The organism is Edaphobacter sp. 12200R-103, assembly GCF_010093025.1.
Taxonomy (GTDB): domain Bacteria; phylum Acidobacteriota; class Terriglobia; order Terriglobales; family Acidobacteriaceae; genus Edaphobacter.
Window position 1 is genome coordinate 888,957 of the sequence record NZ_CP048114.1, and the last position, 17,774, is coordinate 906,730.

At 56.9% G+C, this 17,774-nt stretch carries 16 protein-coding genes and 1 riboswitch; of the genes, 13 read left to right on the forward strand and 3 right to left on the reverse strand.

From position 1 onward, the window contains the following. The first annotated feature begins 40 nt into the window (after positions 1 to 40). A complete protein-coding gene (locus tag GWR55_RS03665; RefSeq protein WP_162401051.1) occupies positions 41 to 1,942 on the forward strand; it encodes an ABC transporter ATP-binding protein in 1,902 nt (633 codons plus the stop codon). A gap of 251 nt (positions 1,943 to 2,193) precedes the next feature. Here GWR55_RS03665 and GWR55_RS03670 read toward each other — a convergent pair whose 3' ends face one another. Beyond that, the gene (locus tag GWR55_RS03670) at positions 2,194 to 4,326 is read right to left on the reverse strand and encodes a S9 family peptidase (protein WP_238398623.1); all 2,133 of its coding nucleotides are present in this window, start codon (positions 4,324 to 4,326) and stop codon (positions 2,194 to 2,196) included. Between the two features lie 139 nt (positions 4,327 to 4,465). Between GWR55_RS03670 and GWR55_RS03675 the strand changes: the two genes are divergently transcribed. From GWR55_RS03675 to GWR55_RS03685, 3 genes are all read left to right on the forward strand, one after another. Continuing rightward, positions 4,466 to 5,152: a DUF4142 domain-containing protein gene (locus GWR55_RS03675; RefSeq protein WP_162401052.1), complete on the forward strand. Its 687-nt coding sequence runs from the start codon at positions 4,466 to 4,468 to the stop codon at positions 5,150 to 5,152. A gap of 63 nt (positions 5,153 to 5,215) precedes the next feature. Next, on the forward strand, positions 5,216 to 6,010 hold the full coding sequence (locus GWR55_RS03680; protein ID WP_162401053.1) for a YgcG family protein: 795 nt from the start codon (positions 5,216 to 5,218) through the stop codon (positions 6,008 to 6,010). Positions 6,011 to 6,127: 117 nt separating this feature from the next. Continuing rightward, the gene (locus tag GWR55_RS03685; RefSeq protein ID WP_162401054.1) at positions 6,128 to 6,712 is read left to right on the forward strand and encodes a LemA family protein; all 585 of its coding nucleotides are present in this window, start codon (positions 6,128 to 6,130) and stop codon (positions 6,710 to 6,712) included. Between the two features lie 81 nt (positions 6,713 to 6,793). Here the strand turns inward: GWR55_RS03685 and GWR55_RS03690 are convergent, their stop codons facing one another. After that, complete coding sequence (locus tag GWR55_RS03690; RefSeq protein ID WP_162401055.1) at positions 6,794 to 7,141, reverse strand: STAS domain-containing protein; 348 nt, start codon at positions 7,139 to 7,141, stop codon at positions 6,794 to 6,796. Between the two features lie 14 nt (positions 7,142 to 7,155). Then, complete coding sequence (locus GWR55_RS03695) at positions 7,156 to 7,596, reverse strand: ATP-binding protein (protein WP_162401056.1); 441 nt, start codon at positions 7,594 to 7,596, stop codon at positions 7,156 to 7,158. A gap of 325 nt (positions 7,597 to 7,921) precedes the next feature. Between GWR55_RS03695 and GWR55_RS03700 the strand changes: the two genes are divergently transcribed. The 9 genes from GWR55_RS03700 (at position 7,922) to GWR55_RS03740 (ending at position 17,713) form a co-directional block, all read left to right on the forward strand. Next, positions 7,922 to 9,178: a magnesium transporter MgtE N-terminal domain-containing protein gene (locus tag GWR55_RS03700; RefSeq protein ID WP_162401057.1), complete on the forward strand. Its 1,257-nt coding sequence runs from the start codon at positions 7,922 to 7,924 to the stop codon at positions 9,176 to 9,178. Positions 9,179 to 9,208: 30 nt separating this feature from the next. Further along, positions 9,209 to 10,249, forward strand: coding sequence for a glycosyltransferase (locus GWR55_RS03705; protein ID WP_162401058.1), 1,041 nt, complete (start codon positions 9,209 to 9,211; stop codon positions 10,247 to 10,249). A 312-nt stretch (positions 10,250 to 10,561) separates the two neighbouring features. Then, on the forward strand, positions 10,562 to 11,065 hold the full coding sequence (gene nuoI / locus GWR55_RS03710; protein ID WP_162401059.1) for an NADH-quinone oxidoreductase subunit NuoI: 504 nt from the start codon (positions 10,562 to 10,564) through the stop codon (positions 11,063 to 11,065). Positions 11,066 to 11,156: 91 nt separating this feature from the next. Then, a complete protein-coding gene (locus GWR55_RS03715) occupies positions 11,157 to 12,263 on the forward strand; it encodes a homocysteine S-methyltransferase family protein (protein ID WP_162401060.1) in 1,107 nt (368 codons plus the stop codon). After that, on the forward strand, positions 12,260 to 14,992 hold the full coding sequence (gene metH, locus GWR55_RS03720; RefSeq protein ID WP_162401061.1) for a methionine synthase: 2,733 nt from the start codon (positions 12,260 to 12,262) through the stop codon (positions 14,990 to 14,992). The genes GWR55_RS03715 and metH overlap by 4 nt, the downstream gene beginning before the upstream one ends. Before the next feature lie 139 nt (positions 14,993 to 15,131). After that, positions 15,132 to 15,509, forward strand: coding sequence for a response regulator (locus GWR55_RS03725; RefSeq protein ID WP_162401062.1), 378 nt, complete (start codon positions 15,132 to 15,134; stop codon positions 15,507 to 15,509). Between the two features lie 90 nt (positions 15,510 to 15,599). Then, a riboswitch (SAM riboswitch) is annotated at positions 15,600 to 15,712 on the forward strand. Between the two features lie 126 nt (positions 15,713 to 15,838). Further along, positions 15,839 to 17,125, forward strand: a complete 1,287-nt coding sequence (gene thrC, locus GWR55_RS03730) for a threonine synthase (RefSeq protein ID WP_162401063.1) — start codon at positions 15,839 to 15,841, stop codon at positions 17,123 to 17,125. 6 nt (positions 17,126 to 17,131) lie between these two features. Then, positions 17,132 to 17,410 (forward strand): MoaD/ThiS family protein, encoded by a 279-nt coding sequence (locus GWR55_RS03735; protein ID WP_162401064.1) that lies wholly within the window; start codon positions 17,132 to 17,134, stop codon positions 17,408 to 17,410. Between the two features lie 153 nt (positions 17,411 to 17,563). Beyond that, positions 17,564 to 17,713, forward strand: a complete 150-nt coding sequence (locus GWR55_RS03740; protein ID WP_162401065.1) for a lmo0937 family membrane protein — start codon at positions 17,564 to 17,566, stop codon at positions 17,711 to 17,713. Positions 17,714 to 17,774: the final 61 nt, after the last annotated feature.

Sequence of the window (17,774 nt, forward strand, 5' to 3'; positions counted from 1 at the left end):
CCATGCGGCATCCGGATAAGCGGCGTAAACTCTCAATAAGATGCCATCGATCGGTCCGTCCAGCTTCGGAGCCCCGGGAATGAAGGCTGCCGATCGTCCCTCGCGTAGCCATCGCGCTCTGTCGGACGCGCCGGCAAAGCAGAAACCTAATCTGAAGCGAGTTTTCCCTGAGATATGGAAGCTGATGAAGCCTCGCCGCTGGCTTCTGGCAGGTAGCTTTCTTCTGATGGTTCTGAACCGTGCCAGTGGCCTGGTTCTTCCGGCATCTACGCGTTATCTGATCGATAACGTGATGGGGAAGCACCTCCTGTCCCAGCTTCCTGTCATTATTGGCGTGGTTGTCACTGCTACAGTGATTCAGGGCGTATCGTCGTATACGCTGACCCAGCTGCTTTCCAAAGAAGGCCAGCGCCTGATCGCCGAGCTAAGAATCAAGGTGCAGCAGCACATCGGCCGGCTCCCCGTCGCGTTCTACGATGCGAATCGAACTGGTGCACTGGTAGCACGCATTATGTCCGACGTTGAAGGCGTGCGGAACTTGATCGGGACCGGAATTGTAGACTTTCTGGGTGGGCTGTTGACGGCGTTATTTGCCTTCGGCTATCTGATTCATCTCAGCGTCCAGATGACCATTGTGACGTTCCTCATCCTGGTGCTCTTTGGCCTGATACTTCAGCGCGCCTTTAAGACGATCCGGCCGATCTTCCGGGAGCGTTCCCGTATCAACTCCGAGGTTACGGGACGGCTGACCGAGTCCCTGGGCGGTGTCCGCGTCATCAAGGGTTACCACGCTGAAGAGAGCGAGGCGCAGGTCTTCGCTTCCGGTGCGCACCGGCTGCTCGAGAATGTGATCTCGTCCCTGACGGCGCAGTCCCTCATGGCGCTGGCCTCGACGATGGTTCTGGGAGTCGTGGGCGCGCTGGTTATGTACCTTGGGGCGCACCAGGTGGTGGCAGGCCATCTGACGACTGGCGGATATGTCACCTACGTCATGTTTCTGGCGTTTATGATCGCGCCTATTGTGCAGCTGGTGTCTATTGGAACCCAGTTGACCGAGGCGGCAGCAGGGCTCGATCGAACGGCGGAGCTTCTCTCCGAGCTGACAGAAGATGCTGATCCGGGCCGCGTGCAAGGGCTCGGAACAATTCGGGGCGAAGTCGTCTTTGACAATGTCACCTTCGCATATGAGGCGGAAAAGCCGGTTCTGCATGGCATCAGTTTTGAGGCGCACCCCGGAACGGTGACCGCGCTGGTTGGATCCTCAGGCTCTGGTAAGTCGACCATCATCTCTCTGATCTGCGCCTTCCATACCGCTACCACCGGTAAAATTCTGGTGGATGACGTTGACCTCGCAACGGTGCGGCTGGATAGCTATCGTAGCCAACTGGGCGTCGTATTGCAGGAGACATTTCTCTTCGATGGAACCATCCGGGAGAATATCCTCTTTTCTCACCCCACCGCGACCGAACAGCAGTTTGAAGATGCCTGCCGCATCGCGCGGGTCGATGAGTTTGCCACGCGGTTTCCTGAAGGGTACGAGACCATCGTCGGCGAGAGGGGTGTGAAGCTTTCCGGCGGCCAGAGGCAACGGCTCTCGATCGCGCGTGCCATCCTCGCAGACCCACGCATCCTTATCCTCGATGAGGCGACCAGCTCACTCGATTCTGAATCGGAGGCGATGATTCAGGATGGCCTGAATCACCTGATGCATGGCAGAACGACCTTTGTCATCGCGCATCGGCTGTCTACCATCCGCCGCGCAGACCAGATCCTGGTGGTGGAACAGGGAAATATTGTAGAGCGGGGAACCCACGAGTCACTCTATGCCCTGGGTGGGCGCTATTACGAGCTGTATACCCGCCAGCATGGACTGGAGACGAACCTGTTTCTCGCTCCGGGCGAGGGAGACAAGGTCGAAGAGGCCGAGACGACCGAGGTCTAGCTACAGGTCGTCCCGTCTTCTTCTTCCATCTTTGCCAGAGTGGTTACTATGCGGGAGAGGTGTCATCCTGAGCGTAGTTGGCCGCGTTTTTGCGGCAAACAGGGGCGAAGGATCTGCTGGTTCTTGCAGGGTGACCTTGGAAATCCACCTCGCATCGACAAAACGCAGATCCTTCGACTGCGCTCCCTCTCGGCCGCTTCGCTCAGGGGGACGCTTTCAAACAGCAGAAAAGGCTGCTGCTAGATGCCCCCCTACGATGCGACGCCCAGCTCTCGGAGAAGAAAGGCGTAGTCGAAGGCGATCTCCTTCAGGTAGTCGTAACGTCCCGAGGCTCCGCCGTGTCCGGCGTCCATATTGATGTGGAGTAGCAGGGAGGCGTCATTCTTCTTGAGGGTCCTGAGCTTCGCCACATACTTCGCTGGCTCCCAGTACATCACCTGTGAATCGTTCAGGCTGGTTTTCACGAGCATCGCAGGATAGTCCGTTGCCTTCAGGTTGTCGTAGGGGGAGTAGGAGCGCATGTATTCGAACGCTGCCTGCTCGTTCGGATTGCCCCACTCTTCGTACTCCGCTACTGTCAGCGGCAGGGTGGCATCCAGCATAGTGTTCATCACGTCGACGAAGGGGACATGCGACAGGACCACACGGAACAGGTCGGGGCGTTCGTTGACGACAGCGCCCATCAGCAGACCACCTGCACTGCCTCCTTCAATGGCAACCTTATCCCTGGCTCCGTACCCCTGGGCTACGAGGCCTTCGACGATGGCAATGAAGTCGGTAAAGGTGTTTCGCTTCACCATCATCTTGCCGGCGTCGTGCCACGCGTCCCCCAGATCTCCACCACCGCGAATATGGGCGTAGGCGAGTACCAGTCCGCGATCAAGCAGGCTGAGCCGTGCCGGGCTGAAGCCGACAGGAAGCGGATATCCATAGGATCCATACCCATAGACGTAGATTGGACTTGTTCCGTCTTTATGGAATTTGTCTCTGTGGTAGACGATCGAGACAGGAACCTTCACTCCATCGGAGGCCGTCATCCATAACCTTTCGGAGGCATAATTCGCCCGATTGAACCCTCCCGGAATCTCCTGTTCCTTCAGCAAAGTTGAGGTTCCAGCCTCGACGTCGTAATCATAGACGGATGCCGGAGAGACGAGCGACTGATAGCTGTACCGGAACTTCGTCGTCGCGAACTCGCGATTGACGTGGCCCATGGCAGTATAAGTAGGTTCCGGAAAGTCGATCTCCCTTGGAGCCTGAAGTTGATTACCACTGTCAAAGGGTGCAACTGAGAGAGTTGTCAACCCTTCCGGGCGCTTGGAAAGAACGCAGAATCTGTCGAATACATCGAAATCTTCAAGTGGAGACTCTTTGTCTTCCGGAATGAACTCCGACCATGCTTCCCGTCCACCTCCATCGACAGGAACGGTTACTACGCGGAAGTTCTTTCCGGTATCGTTGACCCGGATATAGAACAGTCCGTGGCGGTGATCGACATAATATTCCTGATCATCCAGCCGGGGGGCGATGACGAGAAAGACGCCTCCGGGGGTGTCTGCGGGGAGATAACTGCATTCATTGGTTGTATGGCTTCCCGCCTCCATCAGTAGATATTTGCCGTCCCGCGTCTTTCCGACTCCGAGATTGAAGCGCTCGTCACGTTCCTCGCAGATCAGCGCATCGTCAGCTGCAGGATCTCCCAGTCGATGCCGGAACAGCTTGTCGTGACGCTTCGTGACCTCGTCTTCGGTGGTATAGAAGAGCGTCTGGGAATCTTCAGCCCAGACCAGGGAACCGACGCGCTCCGCAGTATCGGGGTACTCCGCTCCGGTCGTGAGGTTCCGTATGTGAAGCGTGTATTGGCGAAAGCCGGTGTTATCGGTCGAGTAGGCAAGCTTCTCTCCATCCGGGCTGACACTCATGCCTCCGAGGGCCATAAAGGCCTGTCCCTCGGCCAACTGATTTACGTCGAGAATGACCTGTTCCGGCTCGCCGGAATCGTAGTCGCCTCCAGCGGCCCTGCGACGGCAATGAATCGGATACTGGCTGCCTTCTACTGTTCGGGTGTAGTAGTACCAGCCGCGCTCGGGGAAGGGGACAGACTCGTCGGTCTCCTTGATGTGCGACAGCATCTCTTTGTAGAGCATCGCCTGCAGACCTTCGGTCGGTTTCATCATCGCCGACGTGTATGCATTTTCAGCCTCAAGGTAGTGGATGACTTCGGATGATTCCTTGGACCGCATCCAGCGATAATCATCCTCCAGCGTATAGCCGTGGATCGTCGTCGGCGTGGGTTCGCGGCGCGCAATCGGCGGAGTGAGAGTTGAAGAGGGGATCGTGTCGATGTTGCCAGGCATGGGGGTCGGCTCGGTTGTCTTTTCCATTGCTCAGAAAAGGATACAGCGTTCAATTCCGACGTGCGGGCAACCTGACCGGTGCTGTTATGCATTCATGAAGGAACAAGAATCGGTTGCATCATGGTGGTTTAGGGCTAGAATGATGCCGCCGAAGGAGGCTCCTCTGATGAAGGCTCTTGTTCTTCCTGTCGTTGCTCTTTGTTCGTTGATTCTCCCCGCCAGCGTGTCGTTCGCCCAGACCGATCCGATGGGGCAGGTTCCGGGACAGAATCAAGGAAATCAGCCAGGCCGTCCGGCCTCTCCCACCCCCTCCATGATGGATTCCAGCGGAGCACCGAACGAGACCCCGCAGCAGATCAAGGACAAGATGTTTGTCCGTGAGGCGATCGAGGGCGGGTTGGCAGAGATCGCTCTTGGAAACCTGGCGACCCAGAAGAGTACGAACGATGATGTTCGTGCCTTTGGCAAAAGGATGGTCGAGGATCACACAAAGCTCAATCAGCAGCTTGTCCAGACGGCGGATGTCATCGGCGCCCGAACACCTAAAAAGATGGGTAAAAGTCAGCAGGCGCAGTATGACAAGCTGGCTGCATTGTCGGGTGATGACTTTGACCGGGAGTACATCACTCTTATGGTCAAAGATCATCACAAGGATCTTCGCGAGATGCGAATGGAAGCACGAACCACTCAGGATGCAGATCTGAAGGCTGTTCTTGGCGATGGTGCTCCCATCATCCGCGATCATATGGTGTCCGCGGACCGCATGGCGCATGAACGCGGAATCCCGATGCCCGGCCATCGGCACCATCCTCCCGAACCGGGTATTCCCGTACCGTCACAACCGCCGCAATAGAGTTGGAGCGACCGTCTTTCTGAATCCGTTCCGGCAATGTGCGAAGCGTAGAATGAGTGGGATATGATCCGTGTTTCACGATGGTTGGGAATAGCCTTACTGCTCCTTCTGCCGATCGCCCTGCCGGCGGAATCGGTCAAGTCCCTGCCGGCCCCAACCGGTTATATCAATGACTTCGCTGGGGTCATCTCGCCCGCGACAAAACAGCAGATGGAGGCCCTGTGCGGAGCAGTCGACCGGCAGGCACACGCCCAGATTGCAGTTGTAACCATCAAGACCCTCGACGACGATCAGACGATTGAGGAGTTTTCCACCGAACTGGAAGACAAATGGGGCGTCGGTAATAAGGACGACCGCGGAGTCCTGATGGTGCTGGTGATGAAGCCGCGCCGCGGCCGGATCGAGGTGGGGTATGGGCTGGAAGGCATCCTGAACGATGCGAAGGTGGGTGACATCGGCCGCTCCATCGTTCCTGCTGCGAACCGGGGTGACTACGATACCGCGGTTACTTCCGGAGTGCGTCAGCTTGCGGCGATCATTGCACAGGACGCGGGGGTGACCTTATCCCTGCCACAAGGTCAGTTCCAGTATCAGCGGCGACCCCATGAGCAGGCGGTCCAGGTCAGCCCGCTGCAGCTTCTCCTCGGAGCAGGGGCAGTCATCTTCCTTCTCTTTATTCTGGCTCGTACGGGAAATATGGGACTGATCTTCTTTCTCCTGGGAAACATCCTGGGTGGAGGAGGAAGGGGTTATCGTGACAATGATCGTGATGGCTGGGGTGGAGGCGGCGGAGGCGATGGCGGGGGATTCGGCGGTTTTGGCGGCGGTCGATCCGGTGGCGGCGGAGCATCGTTTTAGGCTCTTCATCGATCAGGAATTGTGACAGGAAGGGCAATGGAGGAGTGATACAGTACATCGATAGCCGCCCTTGTCTGAAGAAAAGCTGAAGAAAGGAAAATCGGTTCAAACGAAACTATGAAACGTTTATGGATTGGTCTGGGCGCTGTTGGCCTCATTATCGTGCTTCTGCTGCTGGTAGGCGGAAGTTACGTGAGCACGAAGAACACACTGGTTGCAAAGAACGAATCGATCAATCAGGCTTATTCGCAGGTGAATGTCGTCCAGCAGCGGCGTCTCGATCTCATTCCCAACCTGGTGGCTTCGGTGAAAGGCTATGTTGCTGAAGAGTCCACCGTTCTAACCAATATCGCAAATGCCCGCGCCGGAGTGCTGGCGGCGGGATCCGATCACTCCGCCAACATCGATGCCAACCGCAAGCTGGATGTCGCCCTCGGACCGTTTTTCCGCCTGCAGGAACAGTATCCCAATCTCAGAAGCAACGAGCAGTTCATGCGCCTGAACGATGAGCTGGCGGGAACGGAAAATCGTATTGCGGTGGAAAGGCAGCGGTACAACCGCACGCTCGAGGACTACAATGTCTACGTTCGGCAGTTCCCCAACAGTATCTGGGCCGGCATGGCGGGCTTCCATTACCGGGACGAATACTTCAGGGGGAATCCCGAAAACAGTGTCGCGCCCAAGGTCGACTTCTCAAAATAGAGAAGAAGCCGAGTGAACCTTGGCACGAAGAAAGGCCGTCGTGAGCAACGACGGCCTTTCTTAATGGGACCCGCAGAATAGCTACTTGGTAAAGGAAGAGATGGCGGACGCTTCGTCATCCCGAACGTCAAAGACGGTGTAGAGCTTGGTGATCTGCAGCAGGTCCTGAACCTTCTTGGTCAGGTTGAGCAGCTTCAACTCGCCGCCTGCGTTCTTGACTGTAGTGAACGCGCTGACGAGCTCGCCGATTCCCGAGCTGTCGATGTAATTGATGTCTGCCAGGTTCAACAGAAGCTTCTTCTGTCCCTTTGTCAGCAGGTCACGAACAGCATCGCGAATGGTGACGCTGCCTTCGCCGAGGGTAATGCGGCCGCTCAGATCCAGGATAGTGACGCCGTCCACTTGGCGAGTAGATACTTTCATGCTCATGTTTACTGTTCTCCTTAGGTCCCCGACTTCGCGGGTGTACGATGCTTTATGAGTGTGAGCTCTGTTCCAGGATGTAACTTGCGAAAGTTTACCTCATCCATGAACGAGCGAATCAGGAAGATGCCGCGGCCGGAACCACGCAGAATATTTTCGGGGGCAAGAGGGTCGGGCAATGTGTCGGGATCGAGGCCAGGGCCCTGGTCGGTGATTCGAATGACAAGATCATCTGCGGTCGTTTCAAAGGAAGCCGTGATGTGCTTGTTCGGGTCATATGCATTCCCATGCAGGACAGCGTTCACCGCTGCTTCCCGGACAGCCATCGCGATGTAGGGGATGGTGTCTTCATCGAACCCGGAGCGCTGAGCGTACTGTTCGGCAGTTTGCTCAATTTTATTAACGCTGTCCAGCGTGGAGTCGAGGGTGTAACTGACGCGGCTTGTCGTTGAGTCGGCCAAGGCTATCCTTGCAGTTCCTGTGTGCCCGTCGTCAGTGGCAGACAACAGCGATGATGGCAGTGTGCTTGTGCTTTCCACGAATGTCAAGATGAGTCCCTCCGCTCCGATGGTCCGACAATCCGGGCAGCGGCCTGTCCCGGAAACTCCTACCTAAACACAACATCCCCTCTATCGGCAAATCCTGATGCGCTAAGATGCCAACAAAGCTATCCGGACCCGGGCGTTCCGTTCCCTCAGTTTCAGGCGCGGCATCCTCGGGCTTTTGAGCCGAACGATGGCAGCTTTCAGGCCGGCTCGGGTCCGTTTGCACCTGTAAAAGGCATCTATGAACCGGCACGGAAATCTCAGAACCACCGTTTCGGCGCTGGTGGGCGCCTCTGTCGTGGACTCCACGGGAGCAACGCTTGGCCGCGTGCAGGAGTTTGCGGTTCTCCCCGGCGGGGAAGATTCCTCGCGTGTGCTGGGCCTGATTCTAAAGCTGGCAAAAAAGGATCTTGAGCCGGGGAATACGATGGCTGCAGTCTGCGACCTGGAATGGGCTCGCGCCGGACTCAGCCTGCGTCCGATGGCCTCGCTGGAGCCCCCGCCCCAGGACCCTGTTCTGCTCGAGCGCGATCTGCTGGACCAGCAGATTATCGACGTCCATGGACGCAAGGTGGTTCGGGTGAATGACGTTGTCCTTGAATGGGAGCAGCGCCCGGGTATAGGCACCTCCCTGCGCATTTTGGAGGTGGAGGTCGGTCTACGAGGAGCGGTCCGGCGCCTTCTCAAAGGGTTTCCGGTGGGCAGCGTTGATCGAATCGCTCAGCGCTTCGGGCCGAGCGTCATCCCGTGGGAGTTCGTGGACCTCATCGACCCAGCGCGCAGGGTCCGGCTGAAGGTCGATCAGGATCGCCTCTCCCAGATGCACCCCTCCGATATCGCCGACATCCTGGAGGAGCTCGCGCCGGCCGAGCGCCAGGTCCTCTTCGAGAGTCTGGACGAGGAGGTAGCCGCCGAGACGCTCGAAGAAGTTGAGCCTCGCCTGCAGAAATCTCTCATTCAGTCTCTGGACTCCGAACAGGTTGCCGGCATCGTCGAGGAGATGGACCCCGGCGCCGCCGCCGACCTGCTGGCCGAGCTGCCGGAAGAAAAATCAGAGGCCATCCTGGAGGGAATGGACCCGGCCGAGCGTCAGGAGGTCGAGGAGTTGCTCGAGTTCTCGCAGGACTCCGCTGCGGGCCGGATGACGACCGAGTATATCGCCTTACCTGCGAGCGCCACTGTTGCCGACGTTCATGCCGTACTTCGTCATTTCGAGGGAGATATCGACCTGATCACCGATATTTACCTGCTAGACGAAAAGGGAAGGGTCATGTCGGTCGTTCCCATCGTTCAGATCCTCCTGGCGCAGACGAATGACATGCTGGCTGAGCTGCCCCATGCTCACCTGGTAACCTGCCAGATTGAGATGGGCGGGCGGAAGGTGGCCGAGTTATTCGATAAATACAATCTCCGCGCCTTGCCCGTGGTAGACACCGAACACAAGCTCGTCGGCGTTGTTCACGCCGAGCAGGTTATCTCGCTGCTGCGAAGCCAATAGCCGCATTGTGATCCTTCATAATGGAGAGGAATGAAGATTCTCTACGCTGGAAGCCTGTCTCCCAACGACTCCGCGCTATACCGCCTGTGGGCTCTCGAACGGCTGGGGCATCAGGTGATTCCGGTCAATTCGATCCCGTATTCTCCATCGAATCCGAAGCTTCGCGCTATTGTCTTCAGGTTGGCAATGGGGCCGCATGTCGATCGTCTGAACCGTGACATCATCGACATTGCGGAGCGCGAGCGGCCTGACGTGCTTTGGGCTGACAAGCTGCTATGGATGAAGCCAAAGACCGTCGATCGTCTGCGTTCGCTCGGCATCGTTACGGTAAGCTACATGATCGACAATCCCTTCGGCCCCAGGCAGGACCCGGGTTGGCGGCTCTATATGAAGGCCATTCCTCATTACGACCTGCATGTGTTGCAGCGAGACAAAAATATTGAAGACTATCGCTCCCGTGGGGCTCGCGACGTCATCAAGATTCAGACCGCCTACGAGCCGACGCTGCATTTTCCTCCGCCGGAGGGCTGGTCGGATCGCAATCGCAATCGCGATGTGTCTTTTCTGGGAACTCCCTACGACGATCGCGCCATAGTTCTGTCGAATCTCTCTCAGGAGTTCGATGTCGCTATCTCCGGCCCTACAAGGCACTGGAAGCGCGCACTGACACCGGAGCAGTTTTCAAAGCTCTATCGGGAAGGCGAGCTCTATCACGATCAATATCGTGAAGCCATCTGGCGATCCAAGATCAATCTCAGCTTCATCACTCACTCCAACCAGGATGAGTTTGTGCATAAAAGCTTTGAGATCGCGGGTTGCGGAGGCTTCCTTCTGGCCGAGCGTTCCCAGGGCCACATGGATCGTTTTGTTGACGGCGAGGAGGCAGTCTTTTTTACCGGGTATGACGAGCTGGTGGAGAAGATCCGGCGCTACCTGCCCGATGAAGAGGCCAGAAACAGGATTGCCGCCGCCGGACATCGCCGGGCTGAGCGCGACGGATACCATAATGACCGCCAGGTAGGTCTGATTGTCGAGCGCCTCCAGAAGATAGCGCTCGCAAAAAAGAGCTAGTCTGCTCCACCTGCGGTCACAAGGCGCAGCGAGGAGAGATTTTTGACCCAGCGTTGCGGCTTTTTATCTTCGCTCGATACCAGCTTAAAATGCCCGTCCTCAATCAGGGGATGACCGCTGGCGCCTGACTACTCCTGTAGCCGGTTAATGAAAGAAGAAGCACGGCAATGAGCAGGGAAGCGGGTCTCATGCCGTCCTCCTAACCTCGCCCACAGCTTCGGCAAAGCCTTTACTGGCCCAGGCTGAAGGGAATGCCGGCCCACCGTCTGCTGTGACCGTGTGCCGGGGTGAGGTACAGGCTATACTTGATCTATGTCCATCGTTCGCAATGCTGCTGCCATCGTCAAGGGAATGAGCGTTACGCTGAAGGAGGCTTTTCAGCCCAGCGAAGTCGAGAACTACCCGGATGGCAAAGGACCGATGCGCGGCGCGAAGTTTCAGGAGCGATTTCGCGGCAAGCATCAACTGCAGCGCGACGAAAATGGTCTGGAAAAGTGCGTGGCCTGCTTCCTGTGCGCGGCTGCATGCCCTTCGAACTGCATCTATATCGAGGCGGCGGACAACACGAAGGAGAAGCGCATCTCAAGCTCGGAGCGCTATGCCAAGGTCTACAACATCGACTACAACCGCTGCATCTTCTGCGGTTACTGCGTCGAGGCCTGCCCGACCGATGCGATTACCCATGGCCATGGCTTTGAGCTGGCATCCCTGAACGCTACGACGCTGGTGATGCGAAAAGAAGATCTGCTGGTCCCGCAAGTGGCTCTTCCCGATGTTGTTCAATCGGATGCAGATAAGGCCGAGATTCTGGCCTGAGTGAACACAGGAAAGAGATACGACCCGGCCGGTGGTATCCCCCTCCAGCGGCGACTTGCATCGTGCCGTGCCGGAGAAACGTCAGATAAAGATGATCCAACGCAAGCCACATCCTCTGCAGAAGATTCTTGAGAACCGTATTGCCATCATTGATGGAGCGATGGGCACGACCATCCGTACCTACGGCATGACCGAAGCGGATATCCGTGGCGAGCGCTTCAAAGATTCCAAAAAAGATCTGCTGAACAACGGCGATATCTTTTCACTGACGCAGCCGGAGATGATCGGCGACATCCATCGCCGCTTCCTTGAAGCCGGGGCAGACATCATCGAGACGAATACCTTCGGCGCAACCAGCATCGCGCAGAGCGAATTTTTCGTAGACGATCCGCGTGAGCATGGCGGCAGAAAGAATCCTGAGTTTTATCAGAAGATCATCGATGACAAATTTCTTGCTGATTTGGCTTGGGAGATCAACGAGCAGTCCGCACGTCAGTGCAGAGAATGGGCCGACCGGGTAGGGAGCGCGACAGGCCGCCAACGCTTTGTCGCTGGAGCGGTCGGCCCGCTGACGGTGTCATTGTCCAACTCGCCCGATGCGGACGATCCGGGGTTCCGTGTAGTGACCTTCGACCAGGTGAAGACCGCCTACACGCAGCAGGTACGCGCTCTCATCGCTGGAGGATCGGATCTACTGCTGGTGGAGACGATCTTCGATTCGTTGAATGCGAAGGCCGCACTGGTCGCGATCCGCGAGGTCTTCGATGAGGGTGGCAAGGAGCTTCCAATTATGATCTCGGCTGCCGTCGGGCGCGGGGGCGAGACGATGATCTCGGCGCAGACGGTCGAGGCTTTCTGGACCGCGATGGAGCATGCGAAGCCACTCTCGATCGGCCTGAATTGCTCCCTGGGACCCGACCTGATGTACCCCTTTCTGGAAGAACTTTCGACCAAGTCTACGGCCGCCGTCTCCGCCTATCCCAATGCGGGTCTGCCCAATCCGCTGTCTCCTACGGGATTCGATCTGGGACCGGAAGATATGGCCCGCTTTCTTGGGGACTTTGCAAACGGCGGGCTGATCAATATCGCAGGCGGTTGCTGTGGGAACACCCCGGAGCACATTGCCGCGGTTGCAAAGGCACTGGAAGGAAAGGCTCCGCGGCCATTGAATGACCAGAAGGTCGAGGTTGCAGCGTGAGCCTGACAGAAAATGACTCTACCCTTGTAGAGACGAAAGCGCTGCGTCTTTCAGGATCACAGCCGTTCACGCAGCAGCCGGGCGTCTTTCTCGTTATCGGAGAACGAACCAATGTCGCCGGCTCTCCTAAATTTGCGAAGCTGATCAAAGAAGGCAAGTACGAAGATGCCGTAAGCATTGCCCGGCAGCAGGTGGAGAACGGAGCCAATGTGCTCGACATCTGCATGGACGAGGGTATGATCGACGGCGTGGCCGCAATGACGCGCTTCCTGCAGTTGCTGGCAAGCGAGCCTGAGGTCGCCAAGGCGCCCTTTATGGTGGACTCCTCGAAGTGGGAGGTTATCCAGGCGGGGCTCAAATGTCTTCAGGGCAAAGGAATCGTAAACTCGATCTCTCTCAAAGAGGGCGAGGAGAAGTTTCGTCAGCAGGCCCGCACCATTCTTAAGTATGGCGCCGCCGTTGTCGTGATGGCCTTCGACGAACAAGGCCAGGCTGCGACTTACGAGGACAAAGTTCGCATCTGCGAACGCGCTTACCGCATCTTGGTAGACGAAACAGGCTTTTCGCCGGAAGACATCATCTTCGACCCCAACGTCCTGACGGTTGCGACCGGTATGGAGGAGCATAACAACTACGCCGTCGACTTCATTAACGCAACACGATGGATCAAACAAAATCTTCCTCACGCCAAGGTCTCCGGCGGCATCTCGAATATCTCGTTCAGCTTTCGCGGCAACAACAAGGTGCGCGAGGCAATGCACTCGGCGTTTCTGTATCACGCCATTGCCGCCGGTCTGGACATGGGCATCGTCAACGCCGGCCAGTTGGAGATCTACGAAGAGATTGAGCCGGAACTGAAAGAGCTTGTCGAAGATGTGCTCCTGAACCGGAGGCCAGACGCGACTGAGCGCCTGGTGGACTATGGCGAAACCCTGAAGGCCGCGGGTGCGGGCGCAACTGCGACCGAGAAGAAAGAGGAAGCGTGGCGCAGCGGGACGGTGGAAGAACGTTTGGCGCACGCCCTGGTGAAGGGAATCGACAGCTACATCGAGGCCGACACGGAGGAGGCGCGCGCCAAGCTGGGCCGTCCTCTGCTGGTGATTGAAGGTCCTTTGATGGACGGCATGGGGATCGTCGGCGACCTCTTTGGTGCGGGCAAGATGTTTCTGCCACAGGTCGTGAAATCAGCCCGTGTGATGAAGAAGTCCGTTGCCTATCTGACTCCTTTCATGGAAGAGGAGAAGCAGGCCATGGCTGCTGCCGGGCAGGAGATCAAGACCCAGGGGAAGATCGTGCTGGCCACCGTAAAAGGCGATGTTCACGATATCGGCAAGAATATCGTCGGTGTCGTGCTGGCCTGCAACAACTATGAGGTCATCGATCTCGGCGTCATGGTCCCCGCCGAAAAGATTCTGCAGCGTGCCAAGGAGGTGCGGGCAGACATTATCGGGCTCAGCGGATTGATTACGCCCTCGCTGGACGAGATGGTTCACGTGGCTCGCGAGATGCAACGACAGGGCTTTACGCTACCGTTGCTGATTGGTGGAGCTACAACTAGTCGCGCCCACACCGCTATCAAGATTGCTCCGCATTACAGTGCTCCTGTAGTTCATGTGCTTGACGCCAGTCGTGCCGTGCCTGTATCGACTGCGCTGCTGAGTGACGAGAGCAGAGAGGCGTTTATAACCCAGCATCAGACCGAATATGAGAACGTGCGGCGCTCCCATGCCGCGCCGCGTTTGACCGCTGTTCCACTCGAAGAGGCGCGAAGGCGACGAACCGCTATCGAATGGCGGGCAGAGGACATCGCCGTGCCGGAGTTTACCGGCGTACGAGTGCTCGACAACTTCCCGCTCGCAACCCTGCGGGAGTTTATCGACTGGTCACCGTTCTTCCATGCCTGGGGGTTGAAGGGGATTTATCCCCGCATCTTTGAGCATGAGGAGTATGGTGCTCAGGCGAAGCAGATCTTCAAGGAAGGCAATGCGCTTCTCGATCGCATTATCGAAGGCAATCTGATTCGAGCGCGTGGTGTCTATGGATTTTTCCCGGCGAATGCGGAAGGCGACGACGTTGCGCTCTATGCCGATGAGTCCCGCACTGAGGAGCTTACGCGCTTTCATTTTCTGCGCCAGCAGGTGAACCGTGAAGGAAATGAGCCGTGCCGCTCTCTCGCTGACTTTATCGCTCCGAAGGAGACGGGCCTGGTAGATTCTATCGGTGCCTTTGCTGTGACCAGCGGCATAGGCCTGAAAGAGCTATGCGAGCGCTTCCGCGCAGAGAATGACGACTACAACGCTATCATGGCCGAGGCAATTGCAGATCGGCTTGCTGAGGCCTTCGCAGAGTGTCTGCATAAGTGTGTCCGTGACGAGTGGGGTTATGGGCGCACTGAAAACCTGACCAATGACGAGCTGATCCATGAGCGTTATCGGGGGATCCGCCCGGCTCCGGGGTACCCGGCATGCCCGGACCATACGGAGAAGGGAACCATCTGGCAACTGCTCGACGTCGAGAAGAACACCGGGATACAGATTACGGAGTCGTTTGCGATGTGGCCCGGATCGAGCATTAGCGGTCTCTATTTCGCACACCCGCAGTCGCGTTACTTCAGCCTCGGCAAGATCGACCGGGACCAGGTGGAGGATTATCATCTGCGGAAAGGTATACGGATAGCGGACGTGGAGCGCTGGCTTAGCTCAAACCTGAACTACGATCCCTCCTCCTAATGCCAGCCAGCGCACTTTTCCGGCAGTCAATTCGATGAAATAATAAGAAAGTTTCCTATCTCGACATCGCGGAATCTCCGTTTTTCTGCCAGCAATCCAGGCGAATGCATGAACCGCATGCCGTAACTGCGACACATGCATGGAATCTACATCGACGACCAAACCTTCTATCCTCCACCTCTGTAGCCGCGAGATGCTGCGGCCTCTCCGCGATCAGATCTTGCGCATCTCGGGCTTTGAAGTGGACTCGTTCCTAACGGGTTCCGATACTTTGCAGAAGTTTCGGGAGAAACCGTATGATCTTGTGCTCGTCGATGTAGAAGGCGAAGCCGGCGTAACCAATGCTGAAGATATCTGCTCCAAAATCAAGACCGCGCAACCCGATCAGCGGGTTGCCTTCGTCTGCAACTGGCGCGTAGCAATACTCACAGATTGTCCGGATGATATTGTCCGAACTGAATTTGACCCCGTGGCATTTGTCAGGGGAGTACGCAATATTCTTGCCGAACGGAACTAAGGCGAAGAGCTTCGTTTGCGCTTTCTTTTGCGCTGTGCTAAAAAAGATACATTCAGTCTGTTACGGAACAGATTTCCGCCTCAGACGCGAATTTCATGAAGAGTGGTTGAGGGACGAGCCCTGTGACGCCACGACAACCGGCCTGAAACCATTATTTCGGGCGACCGGTGTCAACTCTCTCCTGGAAACAGGGTACATGAGATTCGAGGGGCATACCCCAAACGCCCCGCGAACTTCAGTCCACCCCGGACTGCGTGTGCTTTTGCATACGTGGTTCTCCTCGAGAGACGTCATAAGCTTTTTTCCTCCTCCAACTGGAGAGAGCACAGATGAGCTATTCCTGTACATCGACGGCGTATGAGCTGAAGTGCAATGAGTGCGGTAAGCGCTATGGGAATCAACCGTGGTCGGCTTGCCCCGACTGCCTTGCTCCGCTGGAAGTGGTGTACGATCTGGATTCGGCACGCGGCGTGTTTACGCGCGAAAGTGTTGCAAAGGGGCCGGCGAATATCTGGCGTTATGCCAGCCTGCTGCCGATCCCGAAGGGCTTTCAGCCTGATCTGCCCGTCGGCTTTACGCCTCTCGTCAAGGCAAAGAATCTGGGCAAACGCATCGGCGCAAGCAATCTCTACGTCAAGAACGATGCTGTCTGCTTCCCCACGCTCAGCTTCAAGGATCGTGTCGTCTCCATTGCACTCGCCAATGCACAGGGATTCGGTTTTGAGACGGTAGGGTGCTCTTCCACTGGTAATCTCGCCAACTCCGTATCCGCGCAGGCCGTTCGTCTGGGGCTGAAGGCATGCGTGCTGGTGCCGTCCGACCTCGAGGCCGCGAAGATCCTCAATACGCAGATCTACGGCGCGCGTCTGGTGCGCATCGATGGCAACTACGACCATGTCAACCGACTCTGCACCCTTATTGCCGACGAGTATAACTGGGGATTCGTCAACGTCAATCTTCGTCCCTACTACGCTGAGGGTTCGAAGACGGTCGGTTATGAGATCGCCGAGCAGCTTGGATGGCGCCTCCCCGATAATGTCGTTGTGCCGATGGCTGGCGGTTCGCTGATCCGCAAGATCCGCAAGGCATTCCAGGAGCTTATCTATCTCGGCCTGGTCGAGGAGAAGCCGGTTCGCTTCTTTGGCGCACAGGCTACCGGTTGCTCGCCCATTTCGCAGGCAGTCAAGCAGGGTCTGGACTACATCGAGCCACAGCGTCCAAACACGATTGCTCGTTCCCTGGCGATCGGGAATCCCGCCGACGGCCCTGCAGCCGCGAAGATGATCCGGGAGACTGGCGGTTGGGCAGAGGATGTCTCCGACGTCGAGATCGTCTCAGGAATTCAGGAGCTTGCAGAGACAGAAGGAATCTTTACGGAGACTGCAGGCGGCGTGACGACAGCCGTTACTGCAAGGCTCTATGCGCATGGCCGTATCTCGCCCGACGAGATCACGGTCAGCTGCATTACTGGAAATGGTCTCAAGACGACGGATGCCGTCGCGGGACACTATCAGCAGGATCGCGCAATTCGCCCGCGGCTTGCCGATTTTGATGCTTATCTGCGCGAGCTCAATGAAATACCGGAGCCCGCCCTGGCTACCGCAGGAGGAAACTAGAACAGTATGGCCGTCAAAGTAACACTTCCCACCGCTTTTACCCGCCACACCGATGGCCGCAAGCAGTTTGACTCGGCTGCGGAGAATCTTGCCGCGCTGCTATCGGATATCGATCAGACCTTTCCGGCATTGGGCACGCAGATCAAGGACGAAGATGGCAAGCTCCGGCGCTTCATCAACATCTATGTCAATGATGAAGACATCCGTTTCCTCGGAGGGGAGACTTATACCTTCCAGGATGGAGACGAGATCATGCTGATCCCATCAATCGCGGGCGGCTGCTAAACGACGCTGCAGGGTCTATTAAAGGGCGCCGGAGCATTCTGGCGCCCTTTAACATTGCGCAAACAACGGCCCTATGAGCAACGATTCTGTTCGAAAGCAGCCTCTTACTCTACATATGTCTTTTATCTAAGTTGCAGAAAGAAGGCGCTCGCGATGTTTCTGATTCTAGCTGTGGTTTTGTTCGTCATTTGGATCGCCAGTTTCCTCGTCTTCAAAACCGCCGGTATTCTGATTCACCTGCTCCTGCTCTTTGCGGTGTTGTCAGTCATCATGCACTTCATCAGCGGCAAGCGGGCAGTCTAACGCGCAAAATGAGAGCCGGGCCCCTTTCGGACCCGGCTCTCTCTCATTTCTGAAGATATTG

Bases quoted from the DNA above. Each gene is read 5' to 3' on its own strand.
- GWR55_RS03665 (WP_162401051.1), top strand. From the start codon at position 41: ATGCCATCGATCGGTCCGTCCAGCTTCGGAGCCCCGGGAATGAAGGCT.
- GWR55_RS03670 (WP_238398623.1), bottom strand. From the start codon at position 4,326: ATGGAAAAGACAACCGAGCCGACCCCCATGCCTGGCAACATCGACACG.
- GWR55_RS03675 (WP_162401052.1), top strand. From the start codon at position 4,466: ATGAAGGCTCTTGTTCTTCCTGTCGTTGCTCTTTGTTCGTTGATTCTC.
- GWR55_RS03680 (WP_162401053.1), top strand. From the start codon at position 5,216: ATGATCCGTGTTTCACGATGGTTGGGAATAGCCTTACTGCTCCTTCTG.
- GWR55_RS03685 (WP_162401054.1), top strand. From the start codon at position 6,128: ATGAAACGTTTATGGATTGGTCTGGGCGCTGTTGGCCTCATTATCGTG.
- GWR55_RS03690 (WP_162401055.1), bottom strand. From the start codon at position 7,141: ATGAGCATGAAAGTATCTACTCGCCAAGTGGACGGCGTCACTATCCTG.
- GWR55_RS03700 (WP_162401057.1), top strand. From the start codon at position 7,922: ATGAACCGGCACGGAAATCTCAGAACCACCGTTTCGGCGCTGGTGGGC.
- GWR55_RS03705 (WP_162401058.1), top strand. From the start codon at position 9,209: ATGAAGATTCTCTACGCTGGAAGCCTGTCTCCCAACGACTCCGCGCTA.
- nuoI (WP_162401059.1), top strand. From the start codon at position 10,562: ATGTCCATCGTTCGCAATGCTGCTGCCATCGTCAAGGGAATGAGCGTT.
- GWR55_RS03715 (WP_162401060.1), top strand. From the start codon at position 11,157: ATGATCCAACGCAAGCCACATCCTCTGCAGAAGATTCTTGAGAACCGT.
- GWR55_RS03725 (WP_162401062.1), top strand. From the start codon at position 15,132: ATGGAATCTACATCGACGACCAAACCTTCTATCCTCCACCTCTGTAGC.
- thrC (WP_162401063.1), top strand. From the start codon at position 15,839: ATGAGCTATTCCTGTACATCGACGGCGTATGAGCTGAAGTGCAATGAG.
- GWR55_RS03735 (WP_162401064.1), top strand. From the start codon at position 17,132: ATGGCCGTCAAAGTAACACTTCCCACCGCTTTTACCCGCCACACCGAT.
- GWR55_RS03740 (WP_162401065.1), top strand. From the start codon at position 17,564: ATGTTTCTGATTCTAGCTGTGGTTTTGTTCGTCATTTGGATCGCCAGT.